At 50.2% G+C, this 22,771-nt stretch carries 16 protein-coding genes; 13 read left to right on the top strand and 3 right to left on the bottom strand.

All coding sequences use genetic code 11. From position 1 onward, the window contains the following. Positions 1-37: 37 nt before the first annotated feature. Positions 38-487 carry a hypothetical protein gene (locus tag IEY39_RS02795; protein WP_188928310.1) on the top strand — a complete coding sequence of 150 codons (450 nt, stop codon included), beginning with the start codon at positions 38-40 and terminating at the stop codon, positions 485-487. Here IEY39_RS02795 and IEY39_RS02790 read toward each other — a convergent pair. Together IEY39_RS02790 and IEY39_RS02785 are read right to left on the bottom strand one after the other, a co-directional pair. Further along, positions 484-2,295: a cytochrome c oxidase subunit I gene (locus tag IEY39_RS02790; protein WP_229688742.1), complete on the bottom strand. Its 1,812-nt coding sequence runs from the start codon at positions 2,293-2,295 to the stop codon at positions 484-486. The two genes, IEY39_RS02795 and IEY39_RS02790, sit on opposite strands and share 4 nt — an antisense overlap. Before the next feature lie 41 nt (positions 2,296-2,336). Next, entirely contained in the window at positions 2,337-3,182 is an 846-nt protein-coding gene (locus IEY39_RS02785) for a phosphatase PAP2 family protein (protein WP_188928308.1), read from the bottom strand. Between the two features lie 57 nt (positions 3,183-3,239). Between IEY39_RS02785 and IEY39_RS02780 the strand changes: the two genes are divergently transcribed. Continuing rightward, a complete protein-coding gene (locus tag IEY39_RS02780) occupies positions 3,240-4,109 on the top strand; it encodes a helix-turn-helix domain-containing protein (protein ID WP_188928301.1) in 870 nt (289 codons plus the stop codon). A 7-nt stretch (positions 4,110-4,116) separates the two neighbouring features. Here the strand turns inward: IEY39_RS02780 and IEY39_RS02775 are convergent, their stop codons facing one another. Beyond that, on the bottom strand, positions 4,117-4,677 hold the full coding sequence (locus IEY39_RS02775) for a cupin domain-containing protein (RefSeq protein ID WP_229688741.1): 561 nt from the start codon (positions 4,675-4,677) through the stop codon (positions 4,117-4,119). Positions 4,678-4,972: 295 nt separating this feature from the next. Between IEY39_RS02775 and IEY39_RS02770 the strand changes: the two genes are divergently transcribed. The 11 genes from IEY39_RS02770 (at position 4,973) to IEY39_RS02720 (ending at position 22,769) form a co-directional block, all read left to right on the top strand. Then, positions 4,973-5,500 (top strand): YfiR family protein, encoded by a 528-nt coding sequence (locus IEY39_RS02770; RefSeq protein WP_188928299.1) that lies wholly within the window; start codon positions 4,973-4,975, stop codon positions 5,498-5,500. A 14-nt stretch (positions 5,501-5,514) separates the two neighbouring features. Then, positions 5,515-7,806, top strand: a complete 2,292-nt coding sequence (locus IEY39_RS02765) for a TonB-dependent receptor plug domain-containing protein (protein ID WP_188928297.1) — start codon at positions 5,515-5,517, stop codon at positions 7,804-7,806. Position 7,807: 1 nt separating this feature from the next. Next, a complete protein-coding gene (locus IEY39_RS02760) occupies positions 7,808-10,831 on the top strand; it encodes a hybrid sensor histidine kinase/response regulator (RefSeq protein ID WP_188928294.1) in 3,024 nt (1,007 codons plus the stop codon). A 98-nt stretch (positions 10,832-10,929) separates the two neighbouring features. Continuing rightward, positions 10,930-12,114, top strand: a complete 1,185-nt coding sequence (locus IEY39_RS02755) for an SDR family oxidoreductase (RefSeq protein WP_188928287.1) — start codon at positions 10,930-10,932, stop codon at positions 12,112-12,114. A 77-nt stretch (positions 12,115-12,191) separates the two neighbouring features. Further along, on the top strand, positions 12,192-14,549 hold the full coding sequence (locus IEY39_RS02750) for an ABC transporter permease (RefSeq protein ID WP_188928280.1): 2,358 nt from the start codon (positions 12,192-12,194) through the stop codon (positions 14,547-14,549). A gap of 104 nt (positions 14,550-14,653) precedes the next feature. Further along, positions 14,654-15,511 carry a hypothetical protein gene (locus tag IEY39_RS02745; RefSeq protein ID WP_188928278.1) on the top strand — a complete coding sequence of 286 codons (858 nt, stop codon included), beginning with the start codon at positions 14,654-14,656 and terminating at the stop codon, positions 15,509-15,511. 163 nt (positions 15,512-15,674) lie between these two features. Then, complete coding sequence (locus tag IEY39_RS02740) at positions 15,675-19,103, top strand: response regulator (RefSeq protein WP_188928276.1); 3,429 nt, start codon at positions 15,675-15,677, stop codon at positions 19,101-19,103. An 11-nt stretch (positions 19,104-19,114) separates the two neighbouring features. Next, on the top strand, positions 19,115-19,510 hold the full coding sequence (locus tag IEY39_RS02735; protein ID WP_229688740.1) for a response regulator: 396 nt from the start codon (positions 19,115-19,117) through the stop codon (positions 19,508-19,510). Between the two features lie 4 nt (positions 19,511-19,514). Beyond that, positions 19,515-20,327 (top strand): CheR family methyltransferase, encoded by an 813-nt coding sequence (locus tag IEY39_RS02730; protein WP_188928272.1) that lies wholly within the window; start codon positions 19,515-19,517, stop codon positions 20,325-20,327. Positions 20,328-20,338: 11 nt separating this feature from the next. Beyond that, positions 20,339-20,905, top strand: coding sequence for a chemotaxis protein CheB (locus IEY39_RS02725; RefSeq protein ID WP_188928270.1), 567 nt, complete (start codon positions 20,339-20,341; stop codon positions 20,903-20,905). A gap of 7 nt (positions 20,906-20,912) precedes the next feature. After that, positions 20,913-22,769: a PAS domain S-box protein gene (locus IEY39_RS02720; protein WP_188928268.1), complete on the top strand. Its 1,857-nt coding sequence runs from the start codon at positions 20,913-20,915 to the stop codon at positions 22,767-22,769. The last annotated feature ends 2 nt before the right edge of the window (positions 22,770-22,771 follow it).

Genomic DNA, 22,771 nt, shown 5'->3' with positions numbered 1-22,771 from the left:
GGGTAAAATGCTTAAATTACAATGTTAATGCAAGATTATGAAGCAGAAGCGGTTACCTGTTTTCAACGACCTACCCTGGCAGGAGCAAAAACAATTGATCCGATTCCCGGTTTACCTTTCCCTGCTGGCCGCCAGCAAGGATTATAAATTGGATAGAAAAGAAAAGAATACCGTCGTTAAACTGACGCATATCAAGACCTTTGCATGCCATCCATTGCTGGCTGATTATTACGCCGCAGTAGACAACGATTTTGAAACAGCCGTCGCGGAGATAAGCGATCAGCTCCCAAAGGAAGGAGTAGAGAGGGAATGGGCCATTAAAAGGGAATTGTACAAATTAGGCATCATCCTGAAGAAGCTCGACACTGAATACGCGGCCTATCTTACCGACAGCCTGCGAGCATATAAAGATCAGGTCTCCAGAGCCCACCGTAATATCCTGGAATATTTTATTTTCCCGCTGCCGATCAACGGCATCACAGATTAAACCGAAACCGGCACTTCTTCTGCTTCCAGGGGTGTAGTTTGCGGGATAAACTCCTTTCCATTCTTACTGTAGTCGTATGCCCAGCGGTGAACCTCCGGAATTTCATCCGGCCAGTTGCCGTGACCCGGTCTGATGGGCGTCGTCCATTCCAGCGTATTAGCTTCCCAGGGGTTTCGGGTGATCTGCCTCCTTCCTTTCCAGATGGAATAAAAGAAATTTACCAGGAATAGCAGCTGCACTGCAAATACGATCATAGCCACCGTGCTGATGAATCTGTTCAGGCCTGCAAACTGGTTGAAGCTTATCCAGTTGCTGAAATCGAAATAGCGGCGGGGCATGCCGGCCAAACCCTCATAGTGCATGGGCCAGAAGATGAGATAGGCGCCCACAAAGGTTATCCAGAAATGGATGTAGCCTAAAGTGGGATTCAGGAAACGGCCAAACATCTTAGGATACCAATGGTAGATACCCGCAAACATCCCAAACATCGAAGCCACGCCCATCACCAGGTGGAAATGTGCAATGACGAAGTACGTGTCGTGCAACTGGATGTCGAGTGTGGAATTGCCCAGAAAAATGCCCGTCAGCCCGCCGGAAATAAATACGCTGACAAAACCAATGGAAAACAGCATGCCGGGAGTGAAGCGGAGATTACCCCGCCATAGGGTCGTCAGCCAGTTGAATACCTTGATGGCCGAGGGCACGGCGATCAACAGGGTTAGCAATACGAATACCGACCCGAGGTAGGGATTCAATCCCGTCACAAACATATGATGCGCCCATACGGTGAAGGAGAGGATCATAATCGCAAAGAGTGAACCTACCATGGCGGTATAGCCAAAAATGGGTTTGCGCGCATTGACGCTGATCACTTCGGACACGATGCCCATGGCAGGCAGGATGACGATATAGACTTCAGGGTGGCCAAGAAACCAGAAAAGGTGTTGATAAAGGATGGCGCTGCCGCCTTCCTCCGGCAGTGCTTTTTGGGTATTGGCAATAAAGATGTCGGATAGGTAGAAACTCGTGCCGGCATGCCGGTCAAGCAGCAGCAGGATAAAACTGGAGAGCAGGACAGGAAAAGACAGGGTACCCAGGATGGCGGTGAACAGCAGCGCCCAAATGGTGAGTGGCAGCCTGCTCATGCTCATCCCCTTGGTTCGCAGGTTGAGTATCGTGGAGATATAGTTTAGGTTTCCCAGCAGGGAGGATACAACAAACAGCGCCATGCTCGTCAGCCAAAAATCCATCCCGGACTGCGATCCAATGTCGGCGTCACGCAGCGCGCTCAGGGGAGGGTAGGAGGTCCAGCCACCGGCGGCGGGTCCCGTGTCCGAGAACAAGGAGGAAAGCATCACTATGCTGGCCGTAAAGAAGAACCAATAGCTGAGCATATTGAGCAAAGGCGAAGCCATGTCACGGGCGCCCACCTGCAGCGGGATGAGCAGGTTGGCGAAAGTTCCGCTGAGACCCGCCGTCAACACAAAGAAAATGAGTACGGTACCGTGGATGGTGACCAATGCGTAATACGTCTCGGGGATAAGCCGGCCATTCGGAGCCCACTTGCCAAGGATATCCTGCAGCCAGGGGAAGGTGGAATCCGGGTAACCCAACTGCAGGCGGAATATGACAGACATCGCACCGCCCAATAAAGCCCAGATCATTCCCGTGATGAGGAATTGCTTGCTGATCATCTTATGGTCCTGGCTGAAAATGTACTTTGTCAGGAAGGTATCGTGGTGCTCGTGGGAAATATCTTCATGGATAGTCGTTTGCGCTGAAGTGCCCACGGAAATCTCGTTCATCATACAAAACCTACTGCAAAAGTTGTACTAGGGCCCCGGCAGACTTATTTCCCCGCCTGCACCGTCCATTCCTGCTTTGCTTTCTCAAAATCGTGGAGAAATTGCGCATTCTGGAAAAGCTTGTTGACAAATTGTCTTGCAAATATCCTTGAACCTTCCGAATCACTTGGATAGTGGACGCCGATGATCTCGCGGGCATGCGCCATGGCGTAGGCTTTCCCGACAAAGAGATCGGTGAACTCAGGAGCCAGTTCCTGGTATATATAGGCGTAAATATAAGCATAGGTGACATGTCCGCTGGGATAGGAGGCCGCGAGTGATTCTTCCAGGTCATGGATCCTGGGGTCCAGCATGTACGGCCTGGGGCGGTTGTATTTGAATTTTATCGACCAGAGGAAGAAGTCGGCATCGCGGGATATATGGGCAAACAGCGTGTCTGTCATGGGAAGCTGCTCGGGGCCGGCCCAATAGCCGATGGACCGGCCGACGTCGCTGGGCGTCTCAAATACATTCGACATATACAGGCTCGATCGTACATCTTCTGCCGTTCGGTTGTGCTGTAATTGCAGCAAGTAGTCCAACTCGGCACGGGTCTGCTCCGAACTGTTGGCTGGCGGTGTGGGCAACTGGAAATCATCCAGTGTCACCGACCGGAGATAAAAAGGCTTTTGGCTAAGCACTTCATCGGCCTTTGCTTTGTCAAAGGGAAATTTCACGTTGTCCAGGTCTTTGCTGGAATAGCCCGGTTGGGGACTCAACGAGGCCAGTGTCTTGTAATGGCCACGGGCGGTTGTCAATTCCCGGGAAAAGCCGGTGGAGATGCTCATCTGCCCATACGCAAGGGCCGAACAGCCGATAAAGAAGAAAAGGAGGAATAAGGAGACCTTCATATACCAGGTTTTAGATGAATAAAGTTATCCATGACCGGATAACAAAACCTGTAAGAAATGACTGACTTTGACCAGCGGTTTCTCAAAGTTGTAAATAATGACTACCTTTTGTCAAATGCTTTTGGTATGCAACATGGGAGAAGCCCCTATACTTCCGCCTTTTACACCTGGCAGGGGGCATCCGCTGTTTTCTTCTCCTCCTGTCTTACCCCTTTCCACCGGCACAACGCGATACAGTTGATACTGGATACACAGCAGGAGTTCAGGTTTCGGACTAAGAACAGCGAATGGAAGACCTTCAGGAGCCTGATCATTAAGGAGAATGTCATTCACCAGCTGGATACAAATAATAGTGTGCAGTTGATCATTTACCTGGATACGGCAACGGAGATAGCCCGGTTGATACGGTCCGAATACCTGTGTGAGAGTGAGGTATACGCGCCGCAGGTGAATATTTTTCATTTTGCGAATTCCAACCAGCTGCAACAGGCATTGCTGCGCGCTGATCCATCCCTGGTAGAAGCCCTTATGTACCGGGTGTTGACCTATTTGTCCCGGAAGATCGGCCTTATACCATCGGACCCGCGGGTCGTTCGGGTCGAACAGGCAATCGCTGCAACACCCCCCACGGAAATCTCCATGAAAGCGCTTGCCGGAGAAGTCTGCCTGTCTGAAAGCAGGCTGCGGGCCTTATTTCGGCATTTTACGGGTATTCCTTTGTACCGGTATATCCTATGGAACAAGATAAGGTTTGCTACCAACCGCATAATGGCCGGGGACTCGGTAAATGATGCCGCAATGGAAGGAGGGTTCACCGACAGCAGTCACTACCATAAAATGATGGTCCAGGTGTTTGGCATGGCCCCGTCACAATTCTTAAAAGCGAATCTGCTGAATGATTTCATTGTTTGTGAAAGAGTTAAGTGATCATTACTCAGCCTAGCAACTCACTATCATATTTTTCGAACAATGCTTTCAGCCTGGCCGGAGACCGATCCGTCATCTCATGGATATCTCTGATCAGGCTGTAAATTTTTGCCGTCATGATCAGCAGATACCGGGTCTTTTGCTGCGACGGGTTCCAATACGTGTGCGGAGTGCCTTTGGGAACAAATACTCCGGCGCCGGCATGGGCTTCCACGATCGCATCCCCCGACTGGACACAAAGTGAACCCTCCAGGACATACCACGCCTCGTCATCCTTATGATGGATGTGCAGCGGGGCGATATACCGCGGCGGGCCGGGAGGGCCTCCGGGGTCCTGCCATTCTGCAACCCAAAAATCGCCTTTCGTCAACCCCATGGCGTTTCCCGCAAGGGGCGGGGCGGTTTGTATGATCTTATTCATAACGGCGACAGTGTTTTTCGATCTCCGTTGTGGATCCTCAACCGGCGTAAGCCAGGTGAAGCTGTTGAGGTAAGACACCAGCCAGATGAATTGATACGATGACACTAACATACATCTTTCCAGCCGGAAAGGGGCAATCAGTTTCATGATTTTTAGGGTTTTGAGGTGGAAGGACCAGGAATAGGTGGAATGAAGCTATAAGGCAGGAATTTTCCGGCTGGTTTAATGGTTAAACAACATCTACCGTTAAATTACGTTCTTTTTCAGCGTATAGTGAATGAAACAGATGAAAAGATTAATAATAAGTAGTAACTTTATTAATAGGCAGTTATTCTTCTGCATTTTCTCAAATCATTCCCTTCAGACAATCTTACGCGCGTTTCCGGAAAGTTATTATTAGAAGGCATTTTCACCTATGCTGATGTATACCTTATTTAAATCTATGAATAATGGCCGGGGTATTCTATCAGCCTGTTTGATGAGCCTGGCGTTATTGCTGTCCCTCGGTTCGAGGGCACAGGATAAGAACTATACTGTCTATGCCAATATCATCTATAGGTTCACAAAATACGTCGATTGGCCAGGCAGTAAAAAGACAGGCGATTTTGTCATTGGGATCGTTGGCGACTCTCCGCTGTATGATGACCTGAAGAGCTTTATAGTTAACAAGACGGTCGGTAACCAGAAGATCGTCGTCAGCAAAATGAGTACTTCGGCAAATGCGTACCCCTGCCAGCTGCTCTTTATCACAGAACAGGAGAGCGGCAGTGTAAAACGCATTGCCCAGCTTACGGCCGGCGAACCCATCCTTATCGTTTCGGAGTCCGGTGGAATGGCGCACAGGGGCGCATGCATCAACTTCACTACGGTGGAAGAGCATTTAAAGCTGGAGATCAACAAGAGTAATATTGACCAGAGAAACCTGCGCGTTGCTTCCGAACTGTTGGAATTGGCGACTATTATAAAATAGAAAATCGGTGGATTATGAAACACCTACTGTGTTGCTTGCAAAGCCGGTATAGCATTAAAGCGGTGCTTGCTGTATCTCTTCTGTTGACGGGAGGCCTTCATGGCTATAGCCAGCTGGATACGGGAAGGCTGGAGAGCCTGAGCCTGAAAGACCTGCTCAATGTGAAAATAACGACGGCCAGCAAAACCTCGCAGGACCAGGAAATGGCCCCGGCAACGGTCATCGTTATCTCGCAAGATCAGATCAGGTCGCGTGGCTATCAATCGCTGCTCGATCTGCTTTACGACCTGCCCGACATGAAGGTGGACGATAAGGTGAGATCGCACCTCGACAATAATTTCGTCCTCCGGGGCACCCCGGGCCAGGAGAAATTCGTGATCTTGCTGGACGGCGTCAGGATATCCTCGCCTACCAACGAGACGATGCCGATCATCGAGAACTACCCGGTCTATCTGGCCGAACAGGTGGAGATAGTTATTGGGCCCGCTTCGGCACTTTATGGCGCGGATGCAGCTTCGGGGGTGATCAACATCATCACGAGGAAAGCTACTTCTCGAAAAAGTACTATAATTGATGCATCCTCGGCTGCCGGGATGTACGGGTACACCAACAATACGCTTTTCACCGCACAAAAGATCAGTGACGAGACCAACCTTGTCATCGGGGGGCAATATTGTTACAACCAGGGGGCGAACTATACTCAGCTATACAAGAGCGATCCGTTGTTCAATACCTCCGGCTATACAACGGGCACCTTCAATACCATTTACGGACCGATGACCCCCAAAGCGCCGGTGAGTTCGAAGATCGAAATGCCGCAAAAATCGTATAACCTGTATGCCTCCCTGCAGGGGCGGGAATTTTCGTTCTCGGTATTCCGGAATTATGCCCAGACCCCGGACTCCTATGAGGAGAACCCGAATAACGCCGTATACAACAAAAATGTGTTTATGGGCCAGGCCATCACCATGGCCAGCGCCAGTTACAAGAAGAACTTCGGTCACATCAATTCCACCACCACCCTGATGGGCAGTCAGTATTCCATGAACCCGCAATCCAACTATCGCAATGTCTTTTCCAACATGGAGCCGGCGTATAAATACTCTGTCGGCTCGCTTATAAAAGCCGAGGAACAGGTCGACTGGAATGCATCGGCAAAGCTTAATCTCACGGGCGGGGCGACATACGAGAGCTTTTATTCCATCCCCACCAGCGCCGACCTGGACGCTCCCGTAGACCCCAATGGAGCGGTGCAGGGGGTATTCCTGGGCACGAAAAGCTATTACAGGCCGGATGGGCTGCCCGCCCAGTTCTATGTTTTGAAATATGATAATGTCGGAACCTATGTCCAGGCACAGTATTCTCCTGTCCATAAGGTCAGCTTTACCGCCGGGGCCCGGTTCGATGTCAATTCCCGGTATGGCAATACGTTTAACCCAAGGGTAGGGGCGGTTTACCGCCCCAGCGACAAAACCACAGTGAAGGTCTTGTACGGGACGGCATTTCTGGCTCCCACCACCTTTGACTGCTATACCTACTATGGCGGATTGGTAACATCGGATTCGGGCCGAACCTATTCTGCGGGTTTCATGCACCTGCCCAACCCGAATCTGACGCCGATCACTTCCCGCAATGCGGAGATCAGTATCCGGCATTACCTGACGAGCAATTTCAGCGTGACCCTGGACGGGTATTACACCCTGCTTTTCGGCTTGCATGAGTTTGCCAATGATAACGCTACTACGCATCTTTATCATAACATGTTCAACGGGATACCAGTGGGCTATGTGGAAGTATTCGTCAACCAGGACGACCAGCGAACCTATGGCGCCAGCATCCAATTGAGCCATTCCCAATACCTGGGCAGGTTTCACCTCAACTCCTACCTGTCGGTGAGCTATGTAGGCGGAAACGTCGACTACCAGGACAACGGGGAGAAGGACAAAGCGCAACTGGAATTCATCTCCCCCTTTATGCTGAAAGCCGGAACAGATATCAAGGCCGGGAAGTTCACCTGTTCGCCCCGCCTCATCTGGATGGGCCGGCAGCATCTGTCCGGCATCAGAGATACTGCCCATTCGATACTGCAACGGCAGACCATCGCCGGATATGCCCTGGTAAATATTTCGATGCGCTATGAGGTCGACGGGAAATGGTCGGTGTTTGCCAATGTCAGCAATGCGCTCGATCAGCATTACCGTAGTGTGGCGTTCAATATGGATCTCAGTAAAAAGGATACCGAGCTTTTTTATGGACAACATGAAGACCCGATAAGGGTCTATGGAGGAGTTAATTTTAAATTCTAAGATGACCTTTAGTATTAAAAAGAAGATTTATGGGAGCTTTGCGCTATTCGTAGCCCTCTTTGTGATCAATGGGGTCATCACCTTTATTACCCTCAACAGCAACAAGCGTTCTGCGGAAAGGCTTTCCAGGGTCATCGACCCATCCTTGCAGGCCATGGATGACTTCAAAAAGATGATGCTGGAATCCAAAATGTATACTACCAATTGGGTGTTCCTGCGATACAGCGAGGACGACAAAGAGCACCTGAAGCGATTACAGACGACAGAGTATCCACAGCTAAGAGCCAGGATCGATATCTGCGCCGGACAATGGAAAAGCGTGGATTGGGTTGACAGCCTTCATAAGATATATTCGGATTTCGACCGGTTGCTGGTTATCGAAAAGGTGATCATGTTGTCCCTAAAGGAATTTAAGGATTATGACGATCCCGTGATCAAGCTCGAGGCCGAACGCGAACTGGAAGACGAAGTGCTGCCCCGTACAGCGGCATTGCTCAATGATCTGGACAGGATCATCTCCTTCGGGCAGGGCATCCGGGCGGCGGAAAACGTCAAATTAGAGCGGTCTTCCATATTGCTGAGGGTGATGATCATCATTCTGGCCATCTCCATCATCGTGGCGGCAATATTGCTTTCCCTCTATATGGCCAGGATGATCCTCCGGCCGGTTTCAAAGATCCGGCATATCGTCAACGACCTTGGCAAAGGGGTGATCCGGGCAATCCCGGGCGAACCTCGCAAGGATGAGATCGGGGACATGGTGCTTTCTGTCAATGATCTTTCCGCCAGCCTGCAACGAACGGCATCTTTTGCATACGAAGTAGGCATCCGGAATTTTGACATTCCGTTCCGGCCGCTGGGCGAAGAAGATACGCTGGGAAAGGCGCTTATCTCCATGCGGGATAATCTGAAATCCAGCGAAGCAGGACTATTGGCCATTACAAAAGACCTCAACAAAAAGGATAAGCTCCTGCAGGCGGTGGGGACGGCCATGCACGAACTGATCAGCAACAACGATTTCGAGAGCTCTATCGGCAATGCTATCCGGATGTTGGGTTCACAGATGCGGGTGGATAGTATAGAGACCTATTGTAATTATACGGACCCCAGGAATGGGAAGGTGGAAAGACGGCAACTGGCATGCTGGGATAGTGCTACCAAGGAGGTGAAATACCATGCCGATGATGACGGGCATACCCATTCCTTTTTTACCCCCGAAATTGAAAGAACGTTAAGGGAGAACAAGGTCTTTTCCAGCGCCGACCTGACGGTGATACCGGTGATCGCTGCCGGTGAATTGTGGGGCTTCGTTTGCATCCATGATGGCAAGACCGGGCGAGAATGGACGAAGGCTGAACTGTCTATCCTGGAATCTTTTTCGGGTACCCTCGGGGCGGCAATCGACCGGATCGAAATGGAACAGCAAAAGAATACGGCGGAAGCTGCCAGTGTCGCCAAGAGTGAGTTCATGGCCAACATAAGCCATGAATTACGCACCCCAATGAATGGGATCATCGGGTTCACCGATCTGCTGCTGACGACGCAACTGGCCAGGACGCAACGGGAATACCTGCTCAACGTCAGCAAGTCCGCTTATAACCTGTTGAACATCATCAATGACATCCTCGATTTTTCCAAGCTGGAAGCCGGCAAGCTGCTGATCGATCATTCGACCTTCAAGCTGGGAGAGCTCATCGAAGAGGCCGCTGATATTCTTTCGATAAAGGCCCAGGAAAAAGGCCTCGAGCTGGTTTGCAATACCGATATAGGGCTGCCTTCCCAATTTGCGGGAGATGAGATGCGGATCAGACAGATATTGGTCAACCTCATCGGGAATGCCATCAAATTCACCACGGAGGGAGAAGTCAGTGTCACCGCCCTGATGACGACGCCTGCTGTTGAAAAGGACGGGAAAAAATATGTGGGAGTGGAAATATCGGTGAAGGATACCGGCATAGGCATCAGCGCCAGTAAATTGGATAAGATCTTCGAAAGCTTTACCCAGGTGGATTCTTCCACTACCCGGCACTTTGGCGGGACGGGCCTCGGTCTTACCATCTCCAGGCGGCTGGCCGAATTGATGGGCGGAAACCTCAGCGTGACGAGCCAATTGGGTAAGGGAAGCGTATTCACCCTGCACCTCTCCCTGGAGGTGATCAATGAACAACCCCGAACCGATCTTGTCAAGAAAGGGCTGCTGCGCAAAGTCCTGGTGGTGGATGATAATGTGACCAACTGCCAGTTCCTGCTTGGGGTATTTCATTACCTGTCGATACCGGCCATTGCCTGTCACAGCGGGGCAGAGGCGGTATCGGCCATTGCCATGGCGAACGGGAATGGCCAGCCGTTCGACCTAATCCTCACCGATCATCAAATGCCCGGAATGGATGGTATCCAACTGATCCAGCGTCTCAAGCCAATGCTGCCTTCACCCGCCCAGCCCGTTATCATGATGTTGTCGTCGCTCGAAAAGAGCAATTTCCAGCCGGAAGCGGAGAAGGCCGGCATTCATAAATTCCTGTCCAAACCGGTGAAGCTAAGCGAATTGCTGGGCCTGTTATCCCGGCTTTTTGAAGGATCGGGAAAAGAACAAGAATTGATCTCCGTTGCGCCGAAGATCAGAAAGTATGACCACCGGAATAAGATCCTCGTGGCGGAAGATAACGAGCTGAATATGGAGCTCATCGCAGAAATATTGGGCCGGATGGGAATGGATGTGATCCGGGCCGGGAATGGAGAAGAGGTGGTGGCCAAACTGATGGAACACGACCCGGCCATCGTTTTCATGGACCTCAATATGCCGGTGATGGACGGATATACGGCAACCGAAGAGATCCGCAGATCACCACGACCCTATTGCGATGTTCCCGTCATCGCCTTGACGGCCGATGCCATGAAAGAAGACAAGGAGCGATGTCTCAAGGTAGGGATGAACGACTTCATCTCTAAACCCTTCCGCATCGAAGAGCTCGAGGTCGTGATGAATCATTATTTGCCCGCAGGGCCCAGGCGATCGCCGGCATAAGCAGCACAGTAAGGTTTTCCTTTTATTTTTTTCCAACAATTCCGATGTTTCGGGGAAGGCGACAGATGTAGCTTCGTACGAACCAATCGCCATAGACTATGAAAAATTCTCCCCGGAATATCCTGTTGACTGGCGCCACCGGCATTCTCGGCAGCCACGTCCTGTATGAATTACTGATTGCCTGCCTCAAAGGTGAAAGAAGGGTCAAGATCACCTTGGTGGTACGATCTAGGGAGAAAGAAAGCGCCCGGCAACGGGTCATCGGCGTTCTCTCGAATCCATACCGGCCAACGCTGCTGTACTCTTTCACTCCGGAAGAGCTTTTCCACTTCATAGATATTATCGATGCCGGGTTGAACGAGTTGGATGACTCGCACCTGGCCCGGCTGAAGAAAGCAGGCAGGGTACATATCATCCATAGCGCGGCGCATACTAATTTATCGGTCAACCCCAATGTCTACGATATTTTGTACGATGATAACTATAAAGGTACCCTTCATTTGTTGCAATGGGCGTCCGGCGTGCTGGAAAAGTTCACCTTCATTGGCAGCGCGTATTCCATCGGCCACCGGTATGGCCTTATCCCGGATAGCTACAAGCAATTGACTGCATCCGGTGAAAGGGCAGAGATATCCCGTCGCAACTGGCGGAATCCGTATGAAGAACTAAAAACGGATGCAGGTTATGCTGTCATCCGTTTTTGCAATCAGCACAATATAAAATGGCAGATACTCCGCCCAAGTACCATCTGTGGCCGCATTATGTATCAGCCGTTGTATTATACGCCAAAATTCAATGTGTTCTACCTTTTTGGCAAGTTCTTTCTTAGAGTGGCCAGGGAGGACAACCGGGATGAATTGGTGCGCATCGTCGCCAATCCTCATTCGGTGTTGAATGTAGTGCCGGTGGATTACATTGCCAAGGCGATCACCCGGGTTTTTGACGATGATCACATCAGGGAAATGAACCTTGTTTATTCCAATTCGCTGCCGGTGGATTATATTGTTCATCATATGATCGAATACGCAGGTTTTAAGTGTGAGATCGTGGATACCACACCGGAGAACCAAAACATTCTCGAGAAGATGTATTATAAAGTTGTCGGTCCCCAGTTCACCGAATACATCAATACGCCATGGCATGCCTATGACACCACCGTACTTCGTTCGATCATGAAAGACGTTCCCGAAGTCAATATGCACTCCATCTTCCCGGAATTATACGGGTATGCCGTCAGCCATCAATTCGGGGAAGCCCTCACCGTGGCGCATATAAGCGAATAGCCCGCCCCTGCTATCTGTCGTCCGGGTAAAGGTTTGCGTAAAATAGTTTAAATTTATTGTACACCAACCTTCTTCCCATGTTCCGAAACTATTTCAAGACCGCATGGCGCAACCTGCTAAAGAATAAATTCTATTCGCTGATCAATATGGCCGGGCTGACGGCGGGTCTGGTCATCGGCATCCTGATCCTGCTTTGGGTCCAGGACGAGCGCAGCTTCGACGGCTTTCATAAGAAGGCAGCGGATATCTACCGGCTGGAGCTTTTCGGGGGCACGGGGGCCAGCAAGCAGATATGGAGTATGACGGTGGCGCCGATAGGGCCGCTCGCCAAAAAGGAGCTGCCCGAGGTGGCCGAGCAGTTGCGCATGACCTATAATAATTACGCCTCCCTCTACAAATACCGCGACAAATCGTTCGCGGACGAGCGGGCCATGTTCACCGACCCGTCTTTGTTCACGATGTTCGATTTTCCGCTGGTGGAAGGCAGTGCGGCGCAGCCATTTCCCGATGCCCATTCCGTGGTGATCACGCGGAAGACGGCAAAGAAGTTCTTTGGGGACGAGCCGGCGCTGGGCAAGGTAATCAGCACGGAAACCAACGAAAATTATACCGTCAGCGGGGTCATCGACGATCTCCCGCTCAACTCGACCATTCAATTCGACATGCTGATGCCGATGACGCTGATGATGCAAAAATGGCTGGAGGCCAAGATCGATCTCAACCACGACTTCAACTCCTACATGTATTTCACCTTTCTGCAGCTGAAACATGGGGTATCGCCGGCCGGCCTTGGCCCCAGGCTGAACCAGGTTCATCTGCGGAACAAGCCCGAAGACACGGATGCGGATTACCTGCTCCTGCCGCTGAATAAGATGCATTTGTACAATGCCGATGGATCGGACGCCGGGGCGCAGACCGTCACCATTTTTATGATCGTTGCCCTGCTGATACTGACCATTGCCTGCATCAACTATGTCAATCTGTCGACGGCCAGGGCGATGTTACGCAGCAAAGAAGTGAGTCTGCGCAAGATCGTCGGTGCGGCAAAGATGCAGCTCTTCCTGCAATTCGTCGTGGAGACGGCGTTGTTATTCCTTTTCTCGGCAGTGCTGGCAGTGGTGTCGGTGCGGCTGGTGATGCCCTTGTTCAACCAAATATCCGGAAAACAGCTGGTCTTCGACATCGCCAATGGCCGGATGTGGACGGTGATCCTGTGTACGATCGGGGCCACGCTGGTGGCATCGAGCATCTACCCGGCAATGCTGCTTTCTTCCTTCGACCCGCTGAAGGCACTGAAGAGCAAGCTGTCCATCAGCAGGGGAGATGCGGCCTTCCGTAAAACACTGGTGGTGATACAATTCGCTTCCTCGGTGATCCTGATCATCGGGACGCTGGTGATCTACCGGCAGCTAAACTATATCCGCCACAAGGACCTCGGGTATGACAAAAGCCATGTCTTTTCCTTCTGGATGCGGGATATGCGTCCTGCTTATGAAACGGCGAAGGGAAAACTGCTTGGACTGACGGGGGTCCAGGGAGTGACCGCATCTACGAACACGATCATCGACATGGGTGGGATCAGCGGGGATAACGAATGGGATGGGAAGGCGGCGAATCAAACCTTTATTGTCCATCCCATCGCGGTGGATAAGGATTTTTTCTCCTTTTTCAAGATGCAGTTGGCGGAAGGGGAGGGCTTCACCGGCACGAAGGCCGACTCCACGCATTTCCTGCTAAACGAGACGGCGATAAAGGAGATCGGCCTGCAGCATCCCATCGGGAAGCGGTTCCGATCCTGGAAGATCAATGGAACCATCGTCGGTGTGGTGAAGGATTTCCATTTCGGATCGATGAAACAGAAGATAGCGCCGGCGCTCTTCTACAGCCAGCCTGACATTTTGAGCAGGATGTATATCCGGACTACGGGCGAGAACGCCGCCGCCACCATCCGGGCCGCGGAGGAATTATTCAAACAATATAATGCCGGCTATCCCTTCAGCTATGCCTTCCTGGACGAGTCCTTCAACCAGCTATACCAGTCCGAAGAACGGGAGGGGACCCTGTTCTTTTATTTCGCCGCGATGGCGATCATCATCTCCTGCCTCGGCCTGTTTGCCCTGGCTGCCTATGCGACGCATCTGCGCTTCCGGGAGATCGGCATCCGCAAGGTGCTGGGAGCGAGCGTGCCCGGGATCATCGCGTTGCTGGCGAAAGATTTTGTGCGGCTGGTGCTGCTGGGCATCCTCATTGCCGTGCCGGTTGCCTGGTATGCGATGCATCAGTGGCTCACAGGCTTTGCCTATCGTACCGATCTGAACTGGACGGTATTTGTCATTGCAGGACTGATCACGATCGTGATCGCGCTTGCGACGATCAGCTTCCAGGCCGTGAAGGCCGCGGTGGCAAACCCGGTCGCGAGCCTGAAGACGGAGTGAGCGGGGCAGAGCACATGGTAGGTGGCTTCGAAAATAGGGTGTTTAAACGGTTCTCATTGCCTCGAAAAGTCGCTACCTTTGAAGTGTTACCAAAACCTTTTACTATGAGACCTTCCCTGTTGACCCTGGTCACCGTCCTGGTGATCGGGCTATTCTCCGCCTGCTCCAAGATCGGCAAATTCAATAACCCCGGCGCGGATGTACATTTATGCAATATCGAAAAGTTTTTTCTCACCAATTATGACCATACCACCGGCCTTCCCGGCGCACCAGTCGAATACAATATACTCTATGATGCAAAAGGCAACCCGGTCGAGATAAAACAGGCGGGCACTTCCACCGGCTATCTCTCCCGGTTCACATTTGACAAAAAAGGCAAAATGACCGTCTACCGCCTTGATAACTTCCGCAGTCTCACGGACTCTACCATCATTTTTATTCATCACTATTATAATGCGCCGGACGGTCGGCTTATCGTCGACACAGTTTATAACCTGCCATCGCCCGGTTTCCCAATTATCCCTCCCTTCGACAAGCTTGTCCTGGACGAAAAAGAAAGGGTCATCAGGGACTCGGGTTTCTACAGTCGAAACCCAGCCATCCTCGATGATCTCGTGGATTATAACTATAACGCAAACGGCAATCTGGCCAGTGTGATAGATGAAATTTTCCCCACGCTCAACACTACATATCCACTATATGATGATAAGGTGAACTATAGACAGACAAACAGGGCCTGGCAGCTAATCGACAAGAATTATAGTTGGAACAATAGACTGGACCCCGCCGGCTTATATCATATAACGGGTTACAATGCATTCGGCCTGCCCAGGGAAATCGCATACACACCGACACCTCCCGACTATAACAATGTGGGCGTATTCCTCCTTTACTCGCCCTATATCTACAACACGTTGAATTTTCAATATGCCTGCGATGCACCTGTGAGTCCCGGGAAATAGTCCTGCGAATTAACACATGCACAACAATGTGTGTTATAATCTGTTGTTCTTATTGTAAAAAAGTGTAATTTAGAAGGCATATAGGTGTCCGGTCATCCCCGGAACACTTTCCCTTATTACCTGTTGCCAAGCTTTTCGGTATTCCTCACATAATGTAATTATTATGAAGCTTACCTTAGAAAAGAAGATATTGGCAGGGTTCATCATCTGCTCCGTCATCCTGGCCACAGTGGCCGTTATTTCTTTTAAGAACAGCGAAAAAGTCATCATCTCCAATCAATGGGTAAGTCATACCCATGAAGTGTTGTATCAACTGGACCAGATTCTGGTCGCCTGCGTCGACGCCGAAACAGGAGAGAGAGGGTATATTATTACAGGAGAAGAAAATTACCTCGAGCCTTATAATAGTGGCAAATCCCGGATAGCCGATCTCCTGGCTAAAGTAAAGGAGCTTACGGCAGACAATCCCACCCAGCAGGTAAACATCGCCAACATCCATCAGCAGGTCGATCTTCTCACCGGACACCTGGATGAATGTATCCAGGCGAGAAAAACAGCCGGTTTTGAAAAAGCCCGGGAAATGGTTGCAACGGGAAGGGGGAAAAGCCTGTTGGACGACATCCGGAGAAAGATCGATAACGCCAAAGCGGTGGAACAAACCCTGCTGGCCGAAAGAAAACAGGTAAGCGAAGAGGACGCGCGTAACTTTAATCTGATCTTCATTATTTTATTGGCCATCATCGTCCTGGTGCTCGTCGTCGTTTATTTTATTATTTCCGGCAACCTGAGAGCGCTCAAAAAGGCAGAAATGGAAACTGCCCAAAAGAACTGGACCTTAACGGGAAGCGGCGAGCTGATCAAAGAGATGCAAGGTAATAGAGCGCCGGGAGAATTGGCCCAGGCCATCATCAATTACCTGGCAGGCTGGCTGGACGCCCAGGCAGGTGCGCTGTACATTGCGGAGGAAGATAACGGGCATTTGAAGCTGGCCGGCGCTTTTGCCCTGGATAAATTGAAAAAGGAGCGCGCCATGATCCGGATAGGAGAAGGATTGGCCGGGCAAGCCGCGGCGGAAAGGAGGACCATCCTGGTAACCGATATCCCTGCCGGCCATTTTATCATCAGTACCAGCTTTGGGGAAATGCTTCCGGAACACATCCTGGCGGTTCCTGTCATTTTTGAAGGTGCGCTTGTAGCCGTAATTGAATTAGGCAGCATTCATGGTTTCACCGCGCTGCAACAACAGTACCTGCAGGTCGTAATGGACAATATCGCCATTGCGATCACCTCTTCGCTGGCCAGGGAAAGGACGAGGGAGCTGCTGGAAGAAACCCAGCGCCAGGCCGAAGAGCTGGAGGCCCAACAGGAAGAATTGAAGCAAACCAACGAAGAGCTGCACGAAAAAACAGAGTTGCTGGAGAAATCGGAAGCTGAGCTCAAGACCCAGCAGGAAGAGCTGCAACAGACCAATGAAGAGCTGGAAGAAAAAGCCAACCTCCTGGAAGACCAGAAGGAAAGGCTCGAACTGGCAAAGATGGAAGTAGAGACCAAGGCAAGGGAGCTGGAAACGACGAGTAAATTCAAGTCGGAATTCCTGGCCAATATGTCGCACGAATTACGAACGCCGCTCAATAGTATCCTGATCCTGGCCCAGTTGCTGACGGAAAATAAGAGCCGGTCGCTTGGGGATAAAGAAGTAGGATATGCGAAGAACATTCACAGTTCAGGAACTGACCTGCTTAACCTTATCAATGAGATATTGGACCTTTCAAAGGTAGAGTCGGGGAAGATCGAATTGGAGATCACCGAAGTGAATCTAAGCGACATTGCGGAAAGCCTTCGATCTATGTTCAATGAAATTGCTAACGCCAAATCCATCGATTTTACCATCGTTTATCCAATAGAGAAGATCACCCATCCCATCCATACGGATCATCAACGACTGGAACAGATACTCAGGAACCTTCTTTCGAATGCTTTTAAGTTTACCGGCAAGGGAGGCAGCGTGACGTTGGATATCGATATTACTGCAGAGGTGGTTGCGTTTTCGGTGATCGATACCGGAATTGGGATACCGGAAAGCAAGCAAGGGATCATTTTCCAGGCTTTCCAACAGGCTGACGGCTCAACGAAACGGAAATATGGCGGCACCGGTCTTGGGCTTTCCATCAGCCGGGAACTGGCTCATGCATTGGGCGGCGAAATAAGCCTTCAAAGTGAAGCGGGAAAAGGAAGCCGGTTTACCTTCAGTTTCCCGGTGAAATTCGATCCATCCGGGGCAGGCCAGCCTGCAAAGCCTGCAAAGGTGATCGAGATAAAAAAGCCGGCTGAGGGGCATGCAAAACGGTTGAAGAAACAGGCCAATAGCGGTGATCTTACCGAGGCTGCCGTCGATGACAGGTATTTGATACAGGAGAACGACAGGATCATCCTGATCATCGAAGATGACGAGAGCTTTGCAAGGATCCTCCTGGATTTCTTTCGGGAGAGGAATTACAAGGGGATAATGGCCCACCAGGGCAATACGGGCCTGAGCCTGGCAAGGTATTACCGGCCGGACGCCATTGTTCTCGATATGCAATTACCTGTTATGGACGGCTCTGAAGTACTCAGGCAACTTAAAAATGATCCTGACCTCAGGCATATTCCCGTGCAGATATTCTCCGGGTACGACAGGAGAAAAGAAAGCCTTGAACTGGGGGCTTTCGATTTTATCAAAAAGCCGGTGACACAGACGGATATGCACGATGCTGTCGACAGGATGGAAGATTTCATCCGGAAAAAGTTGAAAAAGCTGCTAATCGTAGAAGACAACAGGCAACAGAACGAGGCCATCCGCGAACTGATAGGGAATGGGGACGTCAAAGCCTTCTCCGCTTATGCAGGAGGCGATGCCTTTGAGATAATGAAAAAGGAGAAATTCGATTGTATCATCATAGACCTGGGGCTTCCCGATATGAGCGGCATCGATCTGCTGGAAAAGATCAAGGGCAGTGACGATCTCAATAAAATACCTGTGATCGTGTATACCGGTAAGGACCTGAATAAAGATGAAGCCGCCCGCCTCAACAAATTAGCTAATACCGTGGTGCTGAAGACGGCCAATTCGAAAGAACGGCTGCTGGATGAGGTGATCCTTTTTCTTCATCGGGTGGAATCGAACCTTCCCAAAGAGAAACAGCAGATCATCAGGAAGCTCCACAGGACGGATGAAGTGTTGAAGAACAGGAAAGTGCTGATCGTAGATGACGACATGAGAAATATTTATTCTTTGACCAATGCACTGGAAGAGGAAGGGTTGCGATGTATCACGGCAGAGAATGGAAAGACGGCGATCGGCCTGCTAAAGGAACATCCGGATACGGATATCGTATTGATGGACGTGATGATGCCCGAAATGGATGGATATGAAGCCACCTCCGAGATCAGGAAAATGAAGAAGTTCGGGAAACTACCAATCATTGCCCTCACGGCAAAAGCCATGAAAGGGGACAGGGAAAAATGCCTGGAGGCAGGGATGTCGGATTATGTTGCAAAGCCTGTTAATATCGAACAATTATTATCGCTGATGCGGGTATGGTTATACCGGTAATAGGAGATCATATGAATACTGTTGACGATAAATTGAAGGGGCGACGTGTTCTTATTGTGGATGACGACACCCGCAATACATTCGCGTTGGTAAGCTACCTGGAAGAGGTGGGGATGAAGATCTATACGGCGGCGGATGGTTACCAGGCAATAAGGTTAATGGAAGGCGGAGACATCGAGATCATCCTGATGGATATGATGATGCCGGAGATGGATGGATACGAGACCATCGGCAGGATCAGGAGCGATAAGTCGACCGGCGGCATTCCCATCATCGCCGTCACCGCCAAGGCCATGAAAGGCGACAGGGAAAAATGCCTGGAGGCAGGCGCATCGGAATATGTCTCCAAGCCGCTTGATCTCCGGGAGCTTTTGGAAAAAATGGCGGCCATGCTTAAACCTTCCTAAAGATATGGGAGACGAACTGGAATTAAAGGAATTGCTGGAATCTATCCGATTTGTATATGGATATGATTTCACGGAATATGCAGCGGCATCCGTGAAGAGACGCATTGATCATTTTATGATCACCAATAAGTTCAATTCCCTCAAGACGCTGGGTAAGACGTTGCTGAAAGAAGACGGCTTTTTCGAGCAGTTCATCCAGGAAATAACGGTAAATGTGACGGAAATGTTCCGTGATCCTCCTTTCTACAAAAGCCTGCGGGAGAATATCATGGGGAGATTGGCCACTTACCCTTTTATCAAGATATGGATCGCGGGGGCCTCCACGGGAGAAGAAGTATATTCCCTGGCGATCTTCCTCAGGGAAAAAGGGTTGTTGGAAAGATCGGTCATCTACGCTACCGATATAAACCAGAAAGCATTGCAGACGGCAAGAGAAGGTATTTATCCCATAAGGAATATGAAGGCCTATACGGAAAATTATATAAAGGCAGGAGGGCAGCATTCCTTATCCGACTATTATGTGGCCAAATATGATTCCGTGTTGCTCGACAGGTCGCTGAGGCAGAACATCGTTTTCGCGGCGCACAACCTGGCAGCCGACAGATCGTTCAACGAATTTCAGCTGATATCATGCCGCAACGTGCTGATCTATTTTAACCAGGACCTGCAAAATAAGGTCATCGATCTTTTTTATGAAAGTCTATGTCCCCTGGGGATCCTCGCACTAGGCAACAAGGAATCACTTCTTTTTTCCGATCGAAAGGGGAAATTCGAAATGCTCGATCGAAAGGAAAAGATATTCATTAAGACCGATTAAAGGGGCAGGAGATGCAATATGAAGCAGTTGTGATCGGAGTTTCAGCAGGAGGACTGGCTGCCTTATCCGGGATATTGAAGGAATTGCCGGTTGATTTCGCCTTGCCTGTCATCATCATTCAGCACAGGTCCAGGGAAGAGCGGACCTTATTGGAAGAAGTGATGCAGGCAAAGTGCCGTATCAGGATCAAACAGGCTGATGAGAAGGAAAGGATAGAAAGGAGCGTGGTTTACTTCGCACCGGCGGACTATCATCTGCTCATCGAAAAGGACAGGTCTTTTTCACTATCCCGGGACATGCCCGTCAATTTCAGCAGGCCATCCGTCGATGTATTGTTCATGGCTGCTTCGGAAGTATATGGGGACAGGTTGATAGCGATGATTCTTACGGGGGCCGGCAAGGATGGCGCCGAAGGGGTACGGGCGGTGAGGCAACGGGGAGGGCTTACCGTCGCGCAGGACCCGGAAGATGCTTTCTTCCCGGACATGCCAAGAGCCGCAATAGAAACCGGATGCGTGCAATATATTTTAAAACCCACGGAGTTGAAAAACCTTTTACTGAATATTGGGGGAAAATGAACCAGTTATGCAAAAGAACGAAAAGGCTAACATTCTGATCGTCGATGACAAAGTAAGTAACATCTTTGCCCTTGAACAGGTGTTGAGCCGGCCCGACCGGAATTTTATCAGGGCTATCAACGGAAAGGAAGCGTTGAAGAACGTCCTGAACAAGGACATAGACCTTGTCATCCTGGATGTTCAAATGCCTGATATGGATGGATTCGAAGTGGCCCAGATAATGAAATCACATAAAAGGACGAAGGACATTCCCATCATATTTGCATCGGCTGAAAAGAAGGAGCATAAATTCATGATGAAAGGATTCGAGGAAGGTGCGGTCGATTACCTGTATAAGCCGCTTGATGCCTCCATAACTGAGGCGAAAGTGTCGGTGTTGCTACAGTTGCACCTTCAAAAAAGGGAACTCATCAGGAAGAATGCCACGTTGGAAAAACACGCCCTGTTGATCAATAACTCTGCGGATATTATTTGCATCATCAATGCCAGGACATTGAAATTCGAGGAGATGAATGATGCTGTGAATGCTATGCTCGGATATACCGTCGAAGAGATGAAGGAGAGCTCCATATTGTTCTACCTTGCCGGTGAAGATCGCCTTGCCTTGCAGGAATTATCCAAAGAAAACAGGGAGAAATTCTCGTTCGAGGCAAGGGTATATGGCAAGGACAGGGGGATAAAATGGCTTAACTGGAATATAGTCAACAGAAATGGGCTATGGTTTGCCAATGCAAGGGATATCACCAGCATGAAGGAAGTCGAAGAGATAAAGAACTACCTGGCGATCGTGGTGAAACAGTCGAATGATGCCATCTATCTTCACGACCGTGAAGGAAAGATTATCTCCTGGAATGAAGGGGCCGAAAAAATATATGGTTTTTCGGAGACTGAAGCACTTAACATGAAGATATGGAATATCGTCCCCGAACACCTGCTGTCGGAAATGCAGGCGGTGATAAATGAGATAGTTGAGGGAAAAAAGATCGAGTCAAAGGAAATGAGGCGGATCACGAAATACGGGCAGATGATCGATGTTATATTTTCCGCTTCCGTCATCAGCGATCTGAAGGGTGACCTGCGATCGGTGGCCATCACCGAAAGGGAGATCACTCAACAGAAGAAGGCTGACCAGGATATCAGGCAGCTGAATGCCGATCTAAGGACGAATCTTGCCGAACTGGAAAGGACGAATAAAGACCTGGAAGCGTTTTCCTATTCCGTATCCCATGACCTCCGGGCGCCCCTGAGAAGCATTAATGGCTACGCCCGGATAATTCTCGAAGATCATCCGGCGCAATTAGATGAGGAATTGCAGCGCTTGTTCGGGAATATTCAGAATAATGCAAAAAAAATGGGCATGTTGATCGATGATCTGCTTGCATTTTCAAGATTAGGCCGCCGCAGGGTAACGAAGATCCCGGTCGATCTCACGGAATTGGCATGTATGGCCCTGAATGACCTGGATGAGGGGGAGAGGACCAGGGCCCGCATCTCTATCGGCGCTTTGCCATCGACAAAAGGAGATCCGTCATTGTTGCACCAGGTGATGGTAAACCTGATCTCCAATGCAGTGAAATATTCCGGGAAAAGAGCGATGCCCGAGATCGAGATCGGTTCTTCTGAGAATGAGGAAGAATACATCTACTTTGTAAAGGACAACGGAACAGGATTTGATATGGCCTATGCGCATAAGCTATTCGGCGTATTTCAACGGCTTCACAATGACCACGATTTCGAAGGAACCGGGGTTGGCCTTGCCATCGTGCACCGGATCATAACTAAGCATGGCGGCAGGGTATGGGCGGAGGGGCAGCCCGATAGGGGAGCTACCTTTTACTTTTCATTACCTAAACCGAACATATAACC

This window comes from Puia dinghuensis (assembly GCF_014642875.1).
GTDB lineage: Bacteria > Bacteroidota > Bacteroidia > Chitinophagales > Chitinophagaceae > Puia > Puia dinghuensis.
This window is presented reverse-complemented; position numbering and strand designations above follow the sequence as displayed.

Excerpts from the sequence above, each read along its gene's own strand:
- IEY39_RS02735 (WP_229688740.1), top strand. The coding sequence starts at position 19,115 with ATGAATACTGTTGACGATAAATTGAAGGGGCGACGTGTTCTTATTGTG.
- IEY39_RS02770 (WP_188928299.1), top strand. The coding sequence starts at position 4,973 with ATGAATAATGGCCGGGGTATTCTATCAGCCTGTTTGATGAGCCTGGCG.
- IEY39_RS02795 (WP_188928310.1), top strand. The coding sequence starts at position 38 with ATGAAGCAGAAGCGGTTACCTGTTTTCAACGACCTACCCTGGCAGGAG.
- IEY39_RS02760 (WP_188928294.1), top strand. The coding sequence starts at position 7,808 with ATGACCTTTAGTATTAAAAAGAAGATTTATGGGAGCTTTGCGCTATTC.
- IEY39_RS02790 (WP_229688742.1), bottom strand. The coding sequence starts at position 2,295 with ATGATGAACGAGATTTCCGTGGGCACTTCAGCGCAAACGACTATCCAT.
- IEY39_RS02765 (WP_188928297.1), top strand. The coding sequence starts at position 5,515 with ATGAAACACCTACTGTGTTGCTTGCAAAGCCGGTATAGCATTAAAGCG.
- IEY39_RS02720 (WP_188928268.1), top strand. The coding sequence starts at position 20,913 with ATGCAAAAGAACGAAAAGGCTAACATTCTGATCGTCGATGACAAAGTA.
- IEY39_RS02725 (WP_188928270.1), top strand. The coding sequence starts at position 20,339 with ATGCAATATGAAGCAGTTGTGATCGGAGTTTCAGCAGGAGGACTGGCT.
- IEY39_RS02785 (WP_188928308.1), bottom strand. The coding sequence starts at position 3,182 with ATGAAGGTCTCCTTATTCCTCCTTTTCTTCTTTATCGGCTGTTCGGCC.
- IEY39_RS02775 (WP_229688741.1), bottom strand. The coding sequence starts at position 4,677 with ATGAAACTGATTGCCCCTTTCCGGCTGGAAAGATGTATGTTAGTGTCA.
- IEY39_RS02750 (WP_188928280.1), top strand. The coding sequence starts at position 12,192 with ATGTTCCGAAACTATTTCAAGACCGCATGGCGCAACCTGCTAAAGAAT.
- IEY39_RS02730 (WP_188928272.1), top strand. The coding sequence starts at position 19,515 with ATGGGAGACGAACTGGAATTAAAGGAATTGCTGGAATCTATCCGATTT.
- IEY39_RS02740 (WP_188928276.1), top strand. The coding sequence starts at position 15,675 with ATGAAGCTTACCTTAGAAAAGAAGATATTGGCAGGGTTCATCATCTGC.
- IEY39_RS02755 (WP_188928287.1), top strand. The coding sequence starts at position 10,930 with ATGAAAAATTCTCCCCGGAATATCCTGTTGACTGGCGCCACCGGCATT.
- IEY39_RS02745 (WP_188928278.1), top strand. The coding sequence starts at position 14,654 with ATGAGACCTTCCCTGTTGACCCTGGTCACCGTCCTGGTGATCGGGCTA.
- IEY39_RS02780 (WP_188928301.1), top strand. The coding sequence starts at position 3,240 with ATGACTGACTTTGACCAGCGGTTTCTCAAAGTTGTAAATAATGACTAC.